The sequence below is a fragment of the Actinomadura mexicana genome (assembly GCF_900188105.1).
Taxonomy (GTDB): Bacteria; Actinomycetota; Actinomycetes; order Streptosporangiales; family Streptosporangiaceae; genus Spirillospora; species Spirillospora mexicana.
Map to the genome: position 1 here is coordinate 14,026 of NZ_FZNP01000021.1, position 15,985 is coordinate 30,010.

Below are 15,985 nucleotides of genomic sequence, written 5' to 3' on the forward strand. Positions count from 1 at the left end.
AGGGGCCGCCCGAGTACCGGCGGCCGTGTCGCGGCCCGTTCGTCCGACGCCGCCACACGGCCGGCCGGCCGCCGGGCCGCCGGCCGCTCCCCGCGGGAGGCGACATCCGGAAGCGCCGTACCTGGTCCTCCGGTCTGCACGGGCCCCCCATGCGGACTCAAGGGCGCGCCGACAGCCATCGCCCGCGCTGGACCCCGATCGCCCGGGCGGGTCAGCGCCGTGCGGCGTAGCGGCGGACGCCGCCCTCCTCGTGGGCGTCCAGCACGGCCCGGTCGGCGAGGACGTCCAGATGCGCCTCGATCTCCAGCACTGCCAGCATCCGGCTGAACGCGTCCAGGTCGTCGAGGCTGCGCCTGCGGCGCGTCCACGGCATCGCGGCCGCCACCTCGAACGCCGTGGCGCGCCCGGCGCGGACCTGGGCGGCGGCGGCGTCCAGCCGCTCGGCGTGGTGCTCCAGCAGCTCGTCGATCCGGATGTGCACGCTCGGCCGCACGGGTCCGTGCGCGGGCAGCAGCACGGTGTCCGGCATGTCGCGGACCAGCCGCAGCGACTCCAGGTAGCTGCGCAGCGGCTTGGGCTCCGGCTCGGTCTCCAGCCCGATCGACGGCGAGATGTGCGGCAGGATGTGGTCGCCCGCGAACAGCAGGCCGGCCGCCGCGTCGCGCAGGACGATGTGGCCGCGCGTGTGCCCCGGGGTGGCGAACACGTCCAGGCCCCGTTCCGTCAGGGCGACGTGCTCCCCGTCGTCCAGCCACGCGTCGGGCATCGTGTGCTGGACGCCCTGCTCGGAACGCTCCACGGGCCGACCCGCGATCTCGTCGGCCACCTGGCCCGCGCCGCACCGGCGCAGCAGTTCCACCTGCCGGGGGTGCAGCCCCCGGCGGGCGTCGAACGCCTCGATCGACGGCCGCTCGCCCCGCCCGATCCGCACCCGCGTCCCGAACGACTCGCGCAGCGCCAGGGCCTGCGAGTAGTGGTCCCAGTGGGCATGGGTGACGAGGAACTGCGCCACGTCGTCCAGCCGGTGCCCGAGGACGGCGAGGGCGCCTTCGAGCGAGGCCTTCGTGTCGGGCATGGCCCAGCCGGAGTCCACGACCACGAGGCCCTCGGCGTCCTCGATGACGTACACGTTGACGGCGTGCAGCGACGGGATCGGCAGCGCGAGGGGGACCCGGTGCACCCCGGGCGCCACCGGATGAGCACCCGGCTCGGTCCAGTCAGTCGGCTGCTCCACGACCGGTGCCGCCACCGCGCGCCCCCTTGATTGTCGAATCACGTTCGGGAAGAACCTACTTCATCCCGGACATCCTCTTTATCCCCGCCCCGCCCTGGTCGAGGGTCGACCAGGGCGGGGGTCGCGGGCGGCGGCGCGGCGGGCCTCGGTGGCGGCCTTGCGGGCCTCGCGCGCGGCCTCCTCCGCGCGGGCGCGGTTCTCCTCGGCGCGGTCCGCTCTTCTGGACGCGGCGTCCCGCTCGGCGACAGCCCGTTCCAGTTCGTGCCGGAGCCGCCCCACCTTGGCCGACGCCTCCTGCATCTCGCGCCGGGCCGCTTCTGCGCTCTCCTCGCGTTCGGCCAGTCTGTCCTCTGCCTGCTCGGCGCGCTTGCGCAGAGTCTCCGCACGCTTGGCGCGGGCGGCGCTCGTGGGCGTGACGTTCGATCTCGCCGGCTCCGGCTTCTTCTCGGGCGGTGGCTCTTTCTCGGCGGGCCTCTGCTTGCCGGGCTGCTCCTCGGGCTTCGGTTCCGCGTGTTCCTCCCGATCCGCGGGCGCCGTCGGGAACCCGGCGGGGACGAAGCCGGAATGGCTGCGAGGCTGCCACAGCCGTCCTTCGCGGACCTCCTCGGCGACCCCGGCGTCCACCGTGGCGGCCTGGAGGGTGTCCTCCACCTCGCGGACGGCCTGCTCGCGCAGCGCGCCGCCCGCGTCCGCGGCGAGTTCGCCGGCGTTCCGCACGAGCGACCCGACGAGCCGGGCACGGCGCTGCTCCAGGTTCCCGAGGCCGCGGCCCGACCCCCAGGCCGCCCGCATCTCCTCCCCGACGTTCAGCAGCCCGGCGAGCTCGTCCGCGGCCGAGCGCGCCAGAAGGTTCACCGCCCACGCCGAGAGCGTGGGGCGCCGCAGTGCCCCGATCCGCTTCGCGAGCGCGGCGTCGCCCGCACTCCTCGCCTCCTGGGCCAGGCGCTTGCGGGTCTCCACGAAGTCGGCGGGCCGGACGCCGTACAGATCGTCGGCCGCACTGGAGAAGTCCACGACCGATCTCTACCCGCACCGGATGCGCGTGCATCGGGGTGGACGGAGGTGGACGCGACTGTCATACTCGTCCGCGAATACTCGTACACGAGGAGGCGGAGATGGCCAAGCGGCGCAAGGTGGGCAACCTGCTGGGGCTCGCCGTGCTGTCGACCGTCACCGCCAAGCCGATGCACCCGTACGAGATGGCGTCCCTGATGCGCGCCCGCGGCAAGGACCGCGACATGGACATCAAGTGGGGCTCGCTCTACACCGTGGTCGGCAACCTGGAGAAGCACGGGTTCCTGGCCGTCGAGGGGAGCGCCCGGGAAGGCGCGCGGCCCGAGCGCACCGTCTACGGCATCACCGACGCGGGGCGCGACGAGCTGGCCGACTGGGTCCGGGAGCTGATCGGCGTGCCCGAGCGCGAACGGCCGCGGTTCGAGGCGGGGCTCTCGGTCCTCGGCGCGCTCGGCCCCGACGAGGTGGCGGCGCTGCTGCGCGGCCGTCTCGACGCGATGGAGCGGGAGATCGCCGCCGACCTGGCCGCCCTGGAGGGCGAGAAGGAGGTGCCGCGCCTCTTCCTGCTGGAGGCCGAGTACGACATCGCGATGCGGCGCGCCGAGGCCGCCTGGGTGCGCGGCCTCCTCGCCGAGATCGAGGACGGCACGCTGCCGCACCTCGACCTGTGGCGCTCCTTCCACGCGACCGGCGAGATGCCGCCCGAGATCGCCGAACTGGCGCAGAGGGGAGCCCCTGAGGACTAGCGAGCGGAAGGCCCGGCGGAGGTGCTGCAACACCGCCGCCGGGCCGGGACCCACCACCGAGAACCCGCGCGAGGCGGGCCCTGGCGGCGTGACGCGACACCAGCCTATCCGGGGCCCTTCGTGCGGCACGTTTCCTGGCACGGAGGAGAACATGGCGCATGCCATCGAGGCCGAGGGCCTCGTGAAGAACTACCCCGGCGACGTCCGGGCCCTGGACGGCCTGTCGGTCACGGTCGGGCCAGGTGAGATCCTCGGCCTGCTCGGCCCCAACGGCGCGGGCAAGTCCACCACCGTCAAGATCCTCACCACGCTGATCCGGCCGGACGCGGGCGCCGCGGCCGTGGCCGGGCACGACGTGCTGCGCAGGCCCGACCGGGTCCGCCGCGTCATCGGCGTGGTGTCGCAGCGGTCCGGCGCCGACCCCGAGGCGAGCGGCCGCGACAACCTCGTCCTGCAGGGGCGCCTCTACGGCATGGGCGGGGCGCGGGTGCGGAGCCGCGCGGCCGAGCTGCTCGCCCGGTTCGGGCTGGAGGACGCGGCGGGCAGGCCGGTGAAGACCTACTCCGGCGGGATGCGGCGGCGGCTCGACGTCGCGCTCGGCCTCGTCCACCGGCCGCAGGTGCTGTTCCTCGACGAGCCCACCACCGGCCTGGACCCGGAGGCCCGCGCGTCGATGTGGGCCGAGATCGCGCGGCTGGCGGGCGACGACGCGCTCGCGATCCTGCTGACCACCCACTACCTGGAGGAGGCCGACCGGCTCGCGCGGCGGCTGGCGATCGTCGACCGGGGCCGCGTCGTGGTGGAGGGCACCCCCGACTCCCTCAAGGGGGAGCTGCGCGGCGACGCCGTCCACGTGGAGTGGCGGGAGGCGCCGCCCGAGCCGCCGGTGCGGGAGGCGCTCGGCCGCCTGCCCGGCGTGCGCGAGGTCGTCCTGGACGGGCCGCGCCTCAGCGCCCGCGCCGACGACGGCGCGTCGGCCGTGCCCGCCGTCCTCGCCGCCCTCGACCGGGCGGGCGTCCCCGCCTCGGCGGCGACCGTCGCGCGGCCGTCCCTGGACGATGTGTACCTGCGCTACGCCGGACGCCGGTTCGCGCGGGCCGACGCCCCCGACCACGCCGAGACCGCCGCCGCCGGAGGTGCCCGATGACCGCGCTCGCCACCGCGACCTGGTGGATGACGCACCGGCGGCTGACCGCGCTGGTGCGCAGCCCCGCCGTCCTCGTCATGACGCTGGCGCAGCCGATGGTCTGGCTGTTCCTGTTCGGCGAGCTGTTCAGGAAGGTGGTCGAGCTGCCGGGGTTCGGCGCGCAGTCCTACCTGGACTACATCGTCCCCGGCGTGGTCGTCATGAACGCGGTGTCGCTGAACTCCTTCGCCGGGATGGCGACCATGGACGAGATCGAGCGCGGCACCCTCGACCGGTTCCTCGTCACGCCGGTGCGGCGCGGCGCGATCGCGAACGCCGGCGTCGTCGAGCAGGCCCTCAGCACGGCGTTCCAGTCGATCGTGATCATCGCGCTGGGCCGTGCGGCGGGCGCGCACTACCCGGGCGGCCCCGCGGGCCTGGCGGTGCTGGTCGCCGCGTCGGTGCTGATCGGCGTTTTCCTCGCCGCGCTGTCCAACACGCTCGCGCTGCTCGTGCGCGACCGCAACACGATCATCGGCCTGAACGTGATGCTGCTGCTGCCGCTGACGTTCCTGTCGTCGGCGTTCATGGCCAAGGGCCTGATGCCGTCCTGGATGCGGCACGTGGCGGCCGGCAACCCGGTGAGCTGGGCCCTGGACGCGTCGCGCGGCGCGCTCGCCGACGATGCCGGCTGGGGGACGGTCGCGACGCACGGGGGATGGCTGCTCGCGCTGACCGCGGCCGCGGTCGGGCTCGCGGTCCACTCGCTCGGGAGCTACCAGAAATCCCAGTGACGGGGGAGAGGCCCGCGGGGGTTCCGGTGGCTGGACGCACCGGAACCCCCTGCCCAGGAGTCCGGTGAACTACAGACGGTCACGCTGACCGGTGGCGTGATCGGCGGCGACTGTGAGACGGATCTGTCTGCTGGGCACTTGTCCAGCGGGTTCCTAGCGGGTGTCGAGGAAGCGGTCCAGCACGCGGGTCCCGAAGGCGAGGCCGTCCAGCGGGACCCGCTCGTCCACGCCGTGGAACATCCCGAAGTAGTCGAGGCCGGGGCCGAGCAGCAGCGGCGCGAAACCGAAACTCGTGATGCCGATCCGGTGGAACGCCTTCGCGTCGGTCCCGCCGGCCATCACGTACGGGACGGGACGCGCGAGCGGGTCCTCGGCGCGGAGCGCGCCCGCGAGCGCGGCGAACGTCGGACCCGCCGGGTCGGCCGCGGGGGCCTCCTCGAAGTTGATGAACTCGCGGGTCACCTTCGGGCCGAGCAGCCGGTCGATCGTGGCGAGGAACTCCTCGCCCGTGCCGGGCAGGTAGCGGCCGTCGACCTGCGCCGTCGCCGTGCCCGGCACCACGTTGACCTTGTAGCCGGCGTCGAGCCGGGTCGGGTTCGCCGAGTTGCGGATCGTTCCGGCGAACAGCTGCCCGGCGCGGCCGAGCCGGGCGGCCTCCGCGTCGAGGCGGTCGTGGTCGATGGACGTGCCGAGGGCGTCCGCGAGCCCGTCCAGCAGTGCCCGCACGCCCGGCGTCAGCCGGACCGGCCACGCGTGGGCGGCCAGCCGGGAGACCGCGTGCGCGATCTCGGCGACCGCGTTGTCGGGTGCCGGCTTGGACCCGTGCCCCGCGGTCCCGCGCGCCGTCAGCCGCATCCAGGTCGTGCCGCGCTCGCCGGTCGCGATCGGGTAGATCCGCGCCCCGCCGGCGTCCACGCTGAACCCGCCGGACTCGCTGATCGCCTCCGTGCAGCCCTCGAAGAGACCGCGGTGCTCGCGCGCCACGTACCGGGAGCCGTACTCGCCGGTGCACTCCTCGTCGGCCAGGAACGCCAGCACCAGGTCCCCGCGGGTGCGCCGCCCCTCGCGCAGCCGCGCCCGCACGGTCGCGAGCGTCATCGCGAGGCTGCCCTTCATGTCGACGGCGCCGCGGCCCCAGACGCACCCGTCCCGCACCTCGCCGGAGAACGGCGGGACCGTCCAGTCCGCCGGGTCCGCGGGCACCACGTCCAGGTGCCCGTGGACCAGGAACGCCGGATGGGACGGGTCGGTGCCGGGGACGCGGGCGAGCACGCTCGCGCGGCCCGGCGCCGACTCCACGATCGTCGCCTCGACGCCCACCTCGGCGAGCAGGCCGGCGACGTGCTCGGCGGCCGGACGCTCCGGCTCGGCCACCCCCTCGCCCCGGTTCACGGTGGCGAACCTGATGAGGTCGGCGCAGATCACCGCCGCCTCGGCGCCGGCCACGCCACCCGTCCCGTCCACCGTTCCGTCCACCGTCCCGCCGGCCGTCCCCTGATCGATGCGCACCACTGCCCCCTTGCTCCCCTTCCGCAACGAGGCTTCATTTTGCTCCCTTGCTGACCAGTGTCAACGAATGATCAAGTACGTCTCGATCCGGTTTCGACTCCGTCAGCGCCGTACCCAAACTGCCACGCTGAGTACGACGCTGCGAGCGTTCCAGGGACGGCGGGCGGCCAACGCCCGTGCGCCGAATGACAGGGCCGAGGAGGAGCATGACCAGCCTGAGGGATGCCGGAAGGGGTCTCCGCTTGAACGCCGCGGGTCTCGCGGCGGTGGCGCTGGCCGCGTCGCTCGGCCTTTCGGCCTGCGGCGGGGACGACGCCAAGGCGAGCGACGGTACGTTCACCGTGGGCCACTCCGAGCCGGACCACCTGCTGCCCGCCAACACGACCGGCAGCTACGCCTTCGATGTGATCACCGAGCTGTTCGACAACCTGATGGACCTGACCAAGGACGGCAAGGCCGTCCCGCTGGCGGCCGAGTCGGTCACCTCCGACGACCAGAAGGTCTGGACGATCAAGGTCAGGCCCGGCCAGAAGTTCCACAACGGGGAGCCGGTGGCGGCGCAGAGCTTCGCCGACGCGTGGAACAACGCCGCCTACGGGCCGAACGCGATGGGCGCGAACTCCTACTTCTCGTACATCAAGGGGTACGAGGACATGAACCCCGAGGACGAGAAGGCCAAGCCGAAGGCCGACAAGCTCTCCGGGATCGAGGTCGTCGACCAGAACACGCTCAAGGTCACGCTCAACGACCCGTTCAGCCAGTTCCCGCTGCTGCTGACCTACCCGGCGTACGCGCCGATGCCGAAGGCCGGGCTCAAGGACCCCAAGGCGTTCGACGACCACCCGATCGGCAACGGCCCGTACATGATGGACGGGAACTGGGAGCGCAACAAGCAGGTCAAGCTCGTCGCGTTCCCCGGCTACACCGGGACGCGCAAGCCGAAGAACAAGGGCGTGACCTGGAAGAGCTACTCCAGCGCCGACACCGCCTACACCGACCTGCGGGCCGGCCGGATCGACGTGCTGCAGACCATCCCGTCCGCCAAGGTCCCCGAGGCCAAGCGGCTCCTCGGCGACCGGTTCCTGGCCCGCAAGATGAGCACGACCGACTACCTCGGCCTCCCGGTGTTCGACAAGCGGTTCGCCAACCCCGACCTGCGCAAGGCCATCTCGATGGCCATCGACCGCCAGGGCATCAACAAGGCGGTCTTCAACGGCGACTACTTCCCCGCCGACTCGCTGATCCCGTCGATCATCCCCGGCCACCGCGCCAACGCCTGCGGCGAGCTGTGCACCTTCGACCCCGCCAAGGCCCGGCAGTTGTTCGACAAGGCCGGCGGGTTCTCCGGGACGCTGGAGCTGTACTTCTCCAACGCGCAGCCGACCTACGCCCAGTGGATGCGGATCGTCGCCAACTCCCTGCGCGACAACCTCGGCATCAAGGACATCCAGTTCCGGCAGGTCCCCGCGTCCGACTACTTCTCCCTGCTGAGCGACCGCAAGGAGAAGGGCCCCTACCGGCAGAACTGGGAGGCCGACTACCCGAGCCCGCAGAACTACCTGGAGAACATGTGGGGCTCGGCGGGCAACCGCATGGGCTGGGAGAGCAAGGAGTTCGACGACCTCATCGCCAAGGCCAACAAGACGTCGGACCAGCAGCAGGCCAACGCGCTCTACAACCAGGCCGAGGACGTCGCCGTCCGCGAGATGCCGATGATCCCGCTGTGGACGTGGGCGGGCGAGGGCGGCCGGTCGAAGCGGGTGGGCAACGTCACGATCACCCCGTTCTCGACGGGCCTGATCGCCACCGAAGTGACGGTGAAGTAGCCGGCGATGTGGCGCTACGTCCTCCGGCGGCTCCTGCAGGCGATCCCCGTCTTCATCGGCACCACGCTGCTCATCTACGCGATGGTGTTCGCGCTTCCGGGCGATCCGATCCAGGCGCTCGCCGGGGACAAGCCGGTCCCCGAGAACGTCCTGGAGACCCTCCGGGACCGCTACAACCTGAACGACCCTCTGCTGGTGCAGTACGCGAAGTACATGTGGGGCCTCTTCCAGGGCGACCTGGGCGAGAACTACACCGGCCAGAGCGTGTCGGAGATGCTCAGCGGGCGCTGGGTGGTGACGGCGCAGCTCGCCGTCACCGCCTGGGTCTTCGAGCTGGTCGTCGGAATCCTGCTCGGCATCTGGGCGGGGCTGCGCCGCGGGAGGTTCGCCGACACCCTCGTCCTGAGCGGGACCACGCTGGTGATCGCGGTGCCGGTGTTCGTGCTCGGCTACACCGCGCAGCTCCTGTTCGGGCTGCACTGGCAGATCTTCCCCACGGCCGGGACGGACGACGGCTGGCCGATGTCCTACCTGCTCCCCGGGATGGTGCTCGGCTCCCTCGGCCTGTCGTACGTGGCGCGGCTGACCCGGACGAGCCTGTCGGAGAACCTGCGGGCCGACTACGTGCGGACGGCGAACGCCAAGGGGCTGTCGCGGACGCGGGTGGTCGGCCGGCACGCCCTGCGCAACTCGCTGATCCCGGTGGTGACCTATCTCGGCGTCGACTTCGGGAACATGATGGCCGGCGCGATCGTGACGGAGGGCATCTTCAACCTGCCGGGCATCGGTGAGCAGGTGTTCCAGTCGATCCAGCTGAAGGAGGGCCCGGTCGTGGTCGGCGCGGTCACCCTGCTGGTGCTGATCTTCCTGCTGGTCAACCTGGTCGTGGACCTGCTGTACGGGGTGCTCGACCCGCGGATCAGGTACGAGTGAGGAGCGCATGACCATCAAGCAGCCGGACGCGGGGCCGCCGGGCACGGAGCCGGCGCCGGGCGCCGGGGCCCCGGGGACGAGCGCCGCCGCGGTCGCCGCCGCCGGCGGGTCGATCGGCCGGGCCTCGCTGTGGGACGACGCGTGGCACGAGCTGCGGCGCCGCTGGGTCTTCTGGGGGTCGGTGGCGGTCCTCGCGCTCGTGACGGTCATGGCCGTGGTGCCGCGGCTGTTCACCGCCAGGGCCGTCAACGAGGGCTGCGACCCCAACGACGCCAAGCTCGGGCCGTCAGGCGGCCACTGGTTCGGCACCGACCTCGCGGGCTGCGACTACTACGCGCACGTCGTGCACGGCGCCCGCCCGACGCTGCTGATCGGCGTCTCCGTCACGGTGTTCGCGCTGCTGATCGCACTGCTGTTCGGGCTGCTCGCCGGCTACTACGGCGGGATCGTCGACGCGCTGATCGCCCGGCTGACCGACGTCTTCTTCGGCCTGCCGTTCGTGCTCGGCGCCACCGTGATCCTGGTCGCGTTCCCCTCGCACGGCGTGTGGGCGATGACGCTGGTGCTGGTCCTGCTCGGCTGGACGACGATGATCCGCATCATGCGGGGGCAGGTCATCTCCGTCCGGGACGCCGACTACGTGCAGGCGGCGCGGCTGCTCGGCGCGTCCGACCGGCGGATCATGATCCGGCACATCCTGCCGAACGCGATCGCCCCGGTGATCGTGGTGGCCACCCTCAACGTGGGGCACGTGATCGTGGGCGAGGCGACGCTGGACTTCCTCGGCGTCGGCCTGCAGTACCCGGAGGTCTCCTGGGGCCTCCAGCTCAACCAGGCGAAGGACTCCTTCGTCGACCACCCGCACCTGCTGATCTTCCCCGCGGTGTTCCTGTCGGCGACGGTGCTGAGCTTCCTGATGCTCGGCGACGCCGTCCGCGACGCCCTCGACCCCAAGCTGCGGTGAGCCGAGACATGACCACGGACCTGAAGGACGACCCGGTTCCCGCCCCGGAACCGGAGGCGCCGCTCCTGAGCGTCGAGGACCTGCACGTCCGGTTCCGCGTGCGGAACCAGGACGTGCACGCGGTGAACGGGCTGTCGTACACACTCGCCGAGGGGGAGACGCTCGCGATCCTCGGCGAGTCGGGGTCGGGCAAGAGCGTCGCGGCGCAGGCCGTGATGGGCATCCTGGACGTCCCGCCCGCCCGCGTCGAGCGCGGCTCGGTCCGGCTGCGCGGCGAGGAGCTGCTCGGCCTGCCCGAGCGGCGGCGCCGCGCCTACCGCGGCGACCGCATCTCGATGATCTTCCAGGACGCGCTGAGCGCGCTGAACCCGGTCTTCACGGTCGGCGACCAGCTCCGCGAGATGTTCCGGGTGCACCGGGGGCTCGGCCGCCGGGAGGCCACGGCGAGGGCCGTCGAGCTGATGGAGCGGGTGCGGATCCCCTCGGCCGCCAAGCGGCTGGGCGACTACCCGCACCAGTTCTCCGGCGGCATGCGCCAGCGCATCATGATCGCGATGGCGCTGGCGCTGGAGCCGGACGTGCTGATCGCCGACGAGCCGACCACCGCGCTCGACGTGACCGTGCAGGCGCAGATCATGCGGCTGCTGGCGGGGCTGCAGGACGAGCTGCGCATGGGCATGGTGCTGATCACCCACGACCTCGGCGTCGTCGCCGGCGTCGCCGACCGGATCGTCGTCATGTACGCGGGGTCGGTCGCCGAGCAGGCGCCCGCCCGGGAGCTGTACGCGCGGCCCGCCCACCCCTACACCCGGGGCCTGCTGGCCTCGGTGCCGCGGCTCGACCGGCGGGGCGGCCCGCTCGTCCCGATCAAGGGGGCGCCGCCGAACCCGGCCGCGCTCCCGCCGGGCTGCCCGTTCCAGCCGCGCTGCCCCCGTGCCGAGGCGCTCTGCGCGGCGGAGCGGCCGCCGCTCGTCACCGTCGCCCCAGGGCACGAGGCCGCCTGCCACTTCGCCGAGGAGGTGCACCGTGCCGGAGCCGAGTGAGGACCCGATCCTGCGGGTGGAGGGGCTCGTCAAGCACTACCCCGTGACCCGCGGCGTCGTGGTCAAGCGCGCGGTCGGGCAGATCAAGGCCGTGGACGGGGTGGACCTGGAGCTGCGGCGCGGCGAGACGCTCGGGGTCGTCGGCGAGTCCGGGTGCGGGAAGTCGACGCTGGCCAAGCTGCTGCTCGCCGCCGAGCGCCCCACCGCCGGGACGGTCCGCTTCGACGGCCGCGACATCTTCGCGCTGCCGAAGCCGGAGCTGCGGGCGCTGCGCCGCCGCGTGCAGATGGTGATGCAGGACCCCTACTCCTCGCTCAACCCGCGGATGACGGTCGGCGACATCGTGGGGGAGCCGTTCGCCGTCCACCCCGAGGTCGCGCCGAAGGGCGAGCGGCGCGGGCGCGTGCAGGAGCTGCTGGAGCTCGTCGGCCTCGACCCCGCGCACGTCAACCGGTACCCGCACCAGTTCTCCGGCGGGCAGCGCCAGCGCGTCGGCATCGCCCGCGCGCTGGCGCTGCGGCCCGACGTCGTCGTGTGCGACGAGCCGGTGTCGGCGCTGGACGTGTCCGTCCAGGCACAGGTGATGAACCTGCTCGCCGAGCTGCAGCGCGAGCTCGGCCTGGCGTACGTGTTCATCGCGCACGACCTGGCCGCCGTCCGCCACATCTCCGACCGGATCGCCGTGATGTACCTGGGCAAGGTCGTCGAGACCGGCGACGAGGCCCAGATCTACGAGCACCCCACCCACCCTTACACGCAGGCGCTGCTGTCGGCCGTCCCGGTGCCCGACCCGGACGCGCCCGGCTGGGCGGAGCAGATCCGGCTGGAGGGCGAGCCGCCGTCGCCGCTGGACCCCCCGTCCGGCTGCCGGTTCCGCACCCGCTGCTGGAAGGCGCGCGACGTCTGCGCGGAGCAGGTGCCCGCCCTGGAGGAGCGGGACGGCTCGGCCCACCCCAGTGCCTGCCACTTCGCGGCGGAGGCCGCCCTGACGGACCTGACGGAGCAGAGCTGAGGCGTCGCGGGCGTCGCGGGCCGCGGTCCGTAGGGTGGGGGCCATGGCACGCAAGGGCAGACACGGCCCCCGTCCGCGAACCTACGAGATCGCCGGCGGGGAGGCCGAGCTGCTGCGCGACGCCGACCGCGACGGCGGCTGGATGCTGCTCGTCGACGGCGTCCCCCAGTCGTACGTGAACCTGTCCGACCCCACCTACCTCGACTTCGAGTACATGCGCCTGATGGGCGACGTGGTCGACTCGCTCGGCCCGGCCGGGGAGGCGTTCGACGCGGTCCACGTCGGCGGCGCCGGGTGCACGCTGCCCCGCTACATCGCCGCGACGCGGCCGGGCTCGCGGCAGGTCGTCCTGGAACCGGACGCGGAACTGGTGCAGGTCGTCCGGGAGCAGCTGCCGGTCAAGGGCGTCCCCGGCCTGCGGATCCGGATCACCGACGGGCGCTCGGGGATCGCGGCGCTGGCGGACGAGGCCGACGACCTGGTCGTGATGGACGCCTTCGCCGGGGCGTCGATGCCGCCGGAGCTCGCGACCCGCGAGTTCGTCCTGGAGGCCGCGCGGGTGCTGCGGCCCGGAGGGGTCTACCTCGTCAACGTCGCCGACGGCTTCCGGCTGCCGTTCGCCCGCCGGGTGACCGCGACGGTCCGGTCGGTGTTCCGGCACACGCTGCTGATGGGCGATCCGGGCGTGCTGCGGGGCCGCCGCTTCGGGAACCTGATCGTGGCCGCGTCCCGGGAGCCGCTCCCGGCGGCCGAGTTGACGCGCCGCGCCGCGGGCGGTGCCGTGCGCGCCCGCCTGCTGGAGGGCGGCGACCTCGCGGCGTTCTGCGCCGGCGCCGCGCCGCTGCGCGACGGCGAGGAGATCGTCGCGCCCGTCCCGCCGCCGCAGGTGTTCGGGAAGTCCTGACCGAGGGCGGCGCGGCCGCCCGCATCCGACGACAGGGAGCACCCATGATCCTCGTGACCGGGGCGAGCGGCACGCTCGGCCGGCCCCTCACCCGCCTGCTGGCCGAGGCCGGCGCGGACGTGCGCGCGCTCAGCCGCCGCGCCAGGGAACCGGAGGCCGGAGTGACCTGGTGCAAGGGCGATCTGGTCACCGGCGAAGGGGTCGAGGACGCCCTCGCCGGGGTCGAGACGATCGTGCACTGCGCCAGCGACCCGCTCCACGCCAAGCGGGACCTGCCCGCCGCGCGGACGCTGATCGAGGCCGCGCGCCGGCAGGGCGCACCGCACCTGGTCTATATCTCCATCGTCGGCGTCGACAAGATCCCTTACAGGTATTACCGGATCAAGTACGCGGTGGAGCGTGCGATCGAGGATTCGGGCCTGCCGTACACGATCCAGCGGGCCACGCAGTTCCACACCCTGCCGGACGCGGTCTTCAGGGCGCTCACCAAAGTGCCCGGCCTGATGCTGCTGCCGAGAGGGCTTCGCGACCAGCCCGTCGACGTCGGCGAGGTCGCCGGGCGGCTCGCCGAACTTGCCCTGGCCGCCGGGCCCGCGCGGCGGGTCGAGGACATGGGCGGTCCGGAGGTGCTCACGGTCGAGGAGATGATGCGGGACTACCTGGAGGCGCGGGGGTTGCGCCGTCCCGTCCGGGTGCCGGTGCCGCTCCCCGGACGCGCCGCGCGGGGCTTCCGCGAAGGCCGTCACCTGGCTCCGGACGGCGCCGTGGGGAAGCGGACCTGGCGTCAGTTCCTGGCCGAGACCCATACGCATCGGTAAGGGACGGATTCCCCGCGCGTATCGGTCTCATCGGGCTCCGCCATGTCCCATAATCGAGCGATGGAGTCGTCCACCCGAATTCTCATTCTCGGCATGGATTCGTCGGGGAGAATTCTCCAGTTCGACCGCAACGCCGCTGCGGTTCTGTGCCCGAATGGGGGCGCCCTGCTGGGCGCCCGGTTGGACGAGGTGATCCCTGGCGCGCACAGGCCGCTGCTGGAGGCGCTGAGGGCCGGGCGGGAGCGCACCGCCATGCTCGCCGTGGAGAGCCCGGTCGGCGGCATGCTGGACGCGGTCGTGACCGTCCACCCGATGACCGGCGGCGTGCCCGAGATCGCGGCGCTGGCCGTGGTGAAGGTGCCGGTGCCGCTCGCGGACCGGTTCGTCGACCCGGCCGTCATCCGCCGCGCCCTGCTGGACGACGCGCTCCCGCGGATCGGCTCCACGCTCGACCTGGAATTGCTGGCGCGCGGACTGATGGACGTGCTCGTCCCGCACTTCTGCAATTCCGGCGCGCTGATGCTGCTGGAGAGCCACATCGACGCGGACGAGGGCCCGCAGGGCCCCGACGGCCCGCAGTTGCGCCGGATGGCGATCGGGTTCGACGACCAGGACCCGGCCTGGGACGCGACGTTCCCGACCGGGGAGTCCCTCGTCTACCCGGAGGGGACGCCGCACGCGCTGTGCCTGGAGTCCGGGGAGCCGGTACTGCGGGCGCTCGGCGGGGAGGGCGCGGCGAAACTCGCCTCCTCGTGGCGCCGCCCGCCGGTCGCCGAACTGCTCAAGGGCGCGTCGATGCTGCTGCTGCCGATCACCTCGGCAGCGGGCGTCCTCGGCTTCTTCATCTGCACGCGCAACGTCGCGCACCGCCCCTTCGACGCCTACGACGTCGAGATCGGGATGGAGTTTGCCAGCCGGGCGGCCATCTTCGTCGAGAGCGCCCGGCAGTACTCGCGGGAGCGGGCGACCGCGCTGACCCTGCAGCGCAGCCTCCTGCCGACCGGGCTGTCGGCGCCGTCGCCGGTGGAGGTGCACCACCGGTACCTGCCGGGCAGCCGGCTCATCGAGGTCGGCGGCGACTGGTACGAGTCGATCGCGCTGCCGGGGGCGCGGGTCGCGCTGGTGGTCGGGGACGTGGCCGGGCACGGCGTGAAGGCCGCCGTCACGATGGGGCGGCTCCGCACCGCCATCCACACCCTCGCCGGGCTGGAACTGCCGCCCGCCGAGGCGCTGGAGCGCCTCGACTCCCTGATGCGGACGCTCGGCGAGCGCGAACCCCACTTCGCCACCTGCGCGTACGTCGTCTACGACGCGGTCAGCGGCCGGTGCGAGGTGGCCAGCGCCGGGCACCTGCCGCCGCTGCTGGTCCCGCCCGGCACGGCCTCGGAGTACCTGCCGGTGCCGCCCGCGCCGCCGCTCGGCGTCGGCGGCCAGGGCCCCATCGTCAGCCGCGAGTTCACCGTCGAGGACGGGACGCTGCTGTTCCTGTACACCGACGGCCTGGTGGAGAACCGGGCCCGTGACATCGACGACGGCCTGGCCCGGCTGCGCGCCACCTTCGGGCCCGGCGCAGCCGCCCGCCCCCTGGAGGACCTGTGCCAGGCGGCCCTCGACGGCGTCTACGACGACCAGCACCGCGACGACATCGCCATGCTCGTGGCTCGGCTGGCGCGGATCCCGGCCGACCGGCACGCCTCCTGGGACCTGCCCGCCGAGCCGGCCGCCGTGCGCCGGGCGCGCGGCCTCATCCGCGACCGGCTCGCCCACTGGGGCCTGGAGGAGATGGCCCACACCACCACCCTGCTGGCGTCCGAGCTGGTCACCAACGCCATCCGGCACGCGGGCGGCCGCATCGGGCTGCGGCTGGTGCGGGAGGGCGGGCTGGTCTGCGAGGTGTTCGACTCCTCCGACGGGCGCCCCCGGATCCGCCACCACGACGACGAGGAAGAGGCGAGCGAGTCGGGCCGGGGCCTGCACGTCGTGGGGCGGCTGGCGCAGCGTTGGGGCGTGCGCCGCACCAAGGACGGCAAGGTGGTGTGGTGCGAGCAGCCGCTTCCCTGAA

At 73.2% G+C, this 15,985-nt stretch carries 14 protein-coding genes; 11 read left to right on the top strand and 3 right to left on the bottom strand.

The features are described 5' to 3' along the window. Positions 1-211: 211 nt before the first annotated feature. Together CHC11_RS35330 and CHC11_RS35335 are read right to left on the bottom strand one after the other, a co-directional pair. Positions 212-1,249, bottom strand: a complete 1,038-nt coding sequence (locus CHC11_RS35330) for an MBL fold metallo-hydrolase (protein WP_089316243.1) — start codon at positions 1,247-1,249, stop codon at positions 212-214. 63 nt (positions 1,250-1,312) lie between these two features. Beyond that, positions 1,313-2,248, bottom strand: coding sequence for a hypothetical protein (locus CHC11_RS35335; RefSeq protein WP_089316244.1), 936 nt, complete (start codon positions 2,246-2,248; stop codon positions 1,313-1,315). 101 nt (positions 2,249-2,349) lie between these two features. Here CHC11_RS35335 and CHC11_RS35340 point away from each other — a divergent pair, with 101 nt between their 5' ends. The 3 genes from CHC11_RS35340 (at position 2,350) to CHC11_RS35350 (ending at position 4,914) form a co-directional block, all read left to right on the top strand. Further along, a complete protein-coding gene (locus CHC11_RS35340; RefSeq protein WP_089316245.1) occupies positions 2,350-2,994 on the top strand; it encodes a PadR family transcriptional regulator in 645 nt (214 codons plus the stop codon). Between the two features lie 151 nt (positions 2,995-3,145). After that, the gene (locus CHC11_RS35345) at positions 3,146-4,141 is read left to right on the top strand and encodes an ATP-binding cassette domain-containing protein (protein ID WP_089316246.1); all 996 of its coding nucleotides are present in this window, start codon (positions 3,146-3,148) and stop codon (positions 4,139-4,141) included. Further along, positions 4,138-4,914, top strand: a complete 777-nt coding sequence (locus tag CHC11_RS35350) for an ABC transporter permease (RefSeq protein ID WP_089316247.1) — start codon at positions 4,138-4,140, stop codon at positions 4,912-4,914. The genes CHC11_RS35345 and CHC11_RS35350 overlap by 4 nt, the downstream gene beginning before the upstream one ends. A 153-nt stretch (positions 4,915-5,067) precedes the next feature. Here CHC11_RS35350 and CHC11_RS35355 read toward each other — a convergent pair whose 3' ends face one another. Beyond that, positions 5,068-6,417: a M20/M25/M40 family metallo-hydrolase gene (locus tag CHC11_RS35355; protein WP_425427373.1), complete on the bottom strand. Its 1,350-nt coding sequence runs from the start codon at positions 6,415-6,417 to the stop codon at positions 5,068-5,070. Positions 6,418-6,665: 248 nt separating this feature from the next. Here CHC11_RS35355 and CHC11_RS35360 point away from each other — a divergent pair, with 248 nt between their 5' ends. The 8 genes from CHC11_RS35360 to CHC11_RS35395 all read left to right on the top strand — a co-directional run bounded on the left by CHC11_RS35360 (position 6,666) and on the right by CHC11_RS35395 (position 15,984). After that, positions 6,666-8,249: a peptide ABC transporter substrate-binding protein gene (locus CHC11_RS35360; RefSeq protein ID WP_179279166.1), complete on the top strand. Its 1,584-nt coding sequence runs from the start codon at positions 6,666-6,668 to the stop codon at positions 8,247-8,249. Positions 8,250-8,255: 6 nt separating this feature from the next. Continuing rightward, positions 8,256-9,182 (top strand): ABC transporter permease, encoded by a 927-nt coding sequence (locus CHC11_RS35365; protein ID WP_089316249.1) that lies wholly within the window; start codon positions 8,256-8,258, stop codon positions 9,180-9,182. A gap of 7 nt (positions 9,183-9,189) precedes the next feature. Next, complete coding sequence (locus CHC11_RS35370; RefSeq protein ID WP_089316250.1) at positions 9,190-10,146, top strand: ABC transporter permease; 957 nt, start codon at positions 9,190-9,192, stop codon at positions 10,144-10,146. A gap of 8 nt (positions 10,147-10,154) precedes the next feature. Then, the gene (locus CHC11_RS35375) at positions 10,155-11,189 is read left to right on the top strand and encodes an ABC transporter ATP-binding protein (protein WP_089316251.1); all 1,035 of its coding nucleotides are present in this window, start codon (positions 10,155-10,157) and stop codon (positions 11,187-11,189) included. Further along, positions 11,173-12,201 (top strand): ABC transporter ATP-binding protein, encoded by a 1,029-nt coding sequence (locus CHC11_RS35380; protein WP_089316252.1) that lies wholly within the window; start codon positions 11,173-11,175, stop codon positions 12,199-12,201. The genes CHC11_RS35375 and CHC11_RS35380 overlap by 17 nt, the downstream gene beginning before the upstream one ends. A gap of 43 nt (positions 12,202-12,244) precedes the next feature. Continuing rightward, positions 12,245-13,105 (top strand): spermidine synthase, encoded by an 861-nt coding sequence (locus tag CHC11_RS35385; protein ID WP_089316253.1) that lies wholly within the window; start codon positions 12,245-12,247, stop codon positions 13,103-13,105. A gap of 44 nt (positions 13,106-13,149) precedes the next feature. After that, positions 13,150-13,923 carry an SDR family oxidoreductase gene (locus CHC11_RS35390; RefSeq protein WP_089316254.1) on the top strand — a complete coding sequence of 258 codons (774 nt, stop codon included), beginning with the start codon at positions 13,150-13,152 and terminating at the stop codon, positions 13,921-13,923. Between the two features lie 93 nt (positions 13,924-14,016). Next, a complete protein-coding gene (locus CHC11_RS35395; RefSeq protein ID WP_089316255.1) occupies positions 14,017-15,984 on the top strand; it encodes an ATP-binding SpoIIE family protein phosphatase in 1,968 nt (655 codons plus the stop codon). Position 15,985 lies beyond the last annotated feature (1 nt).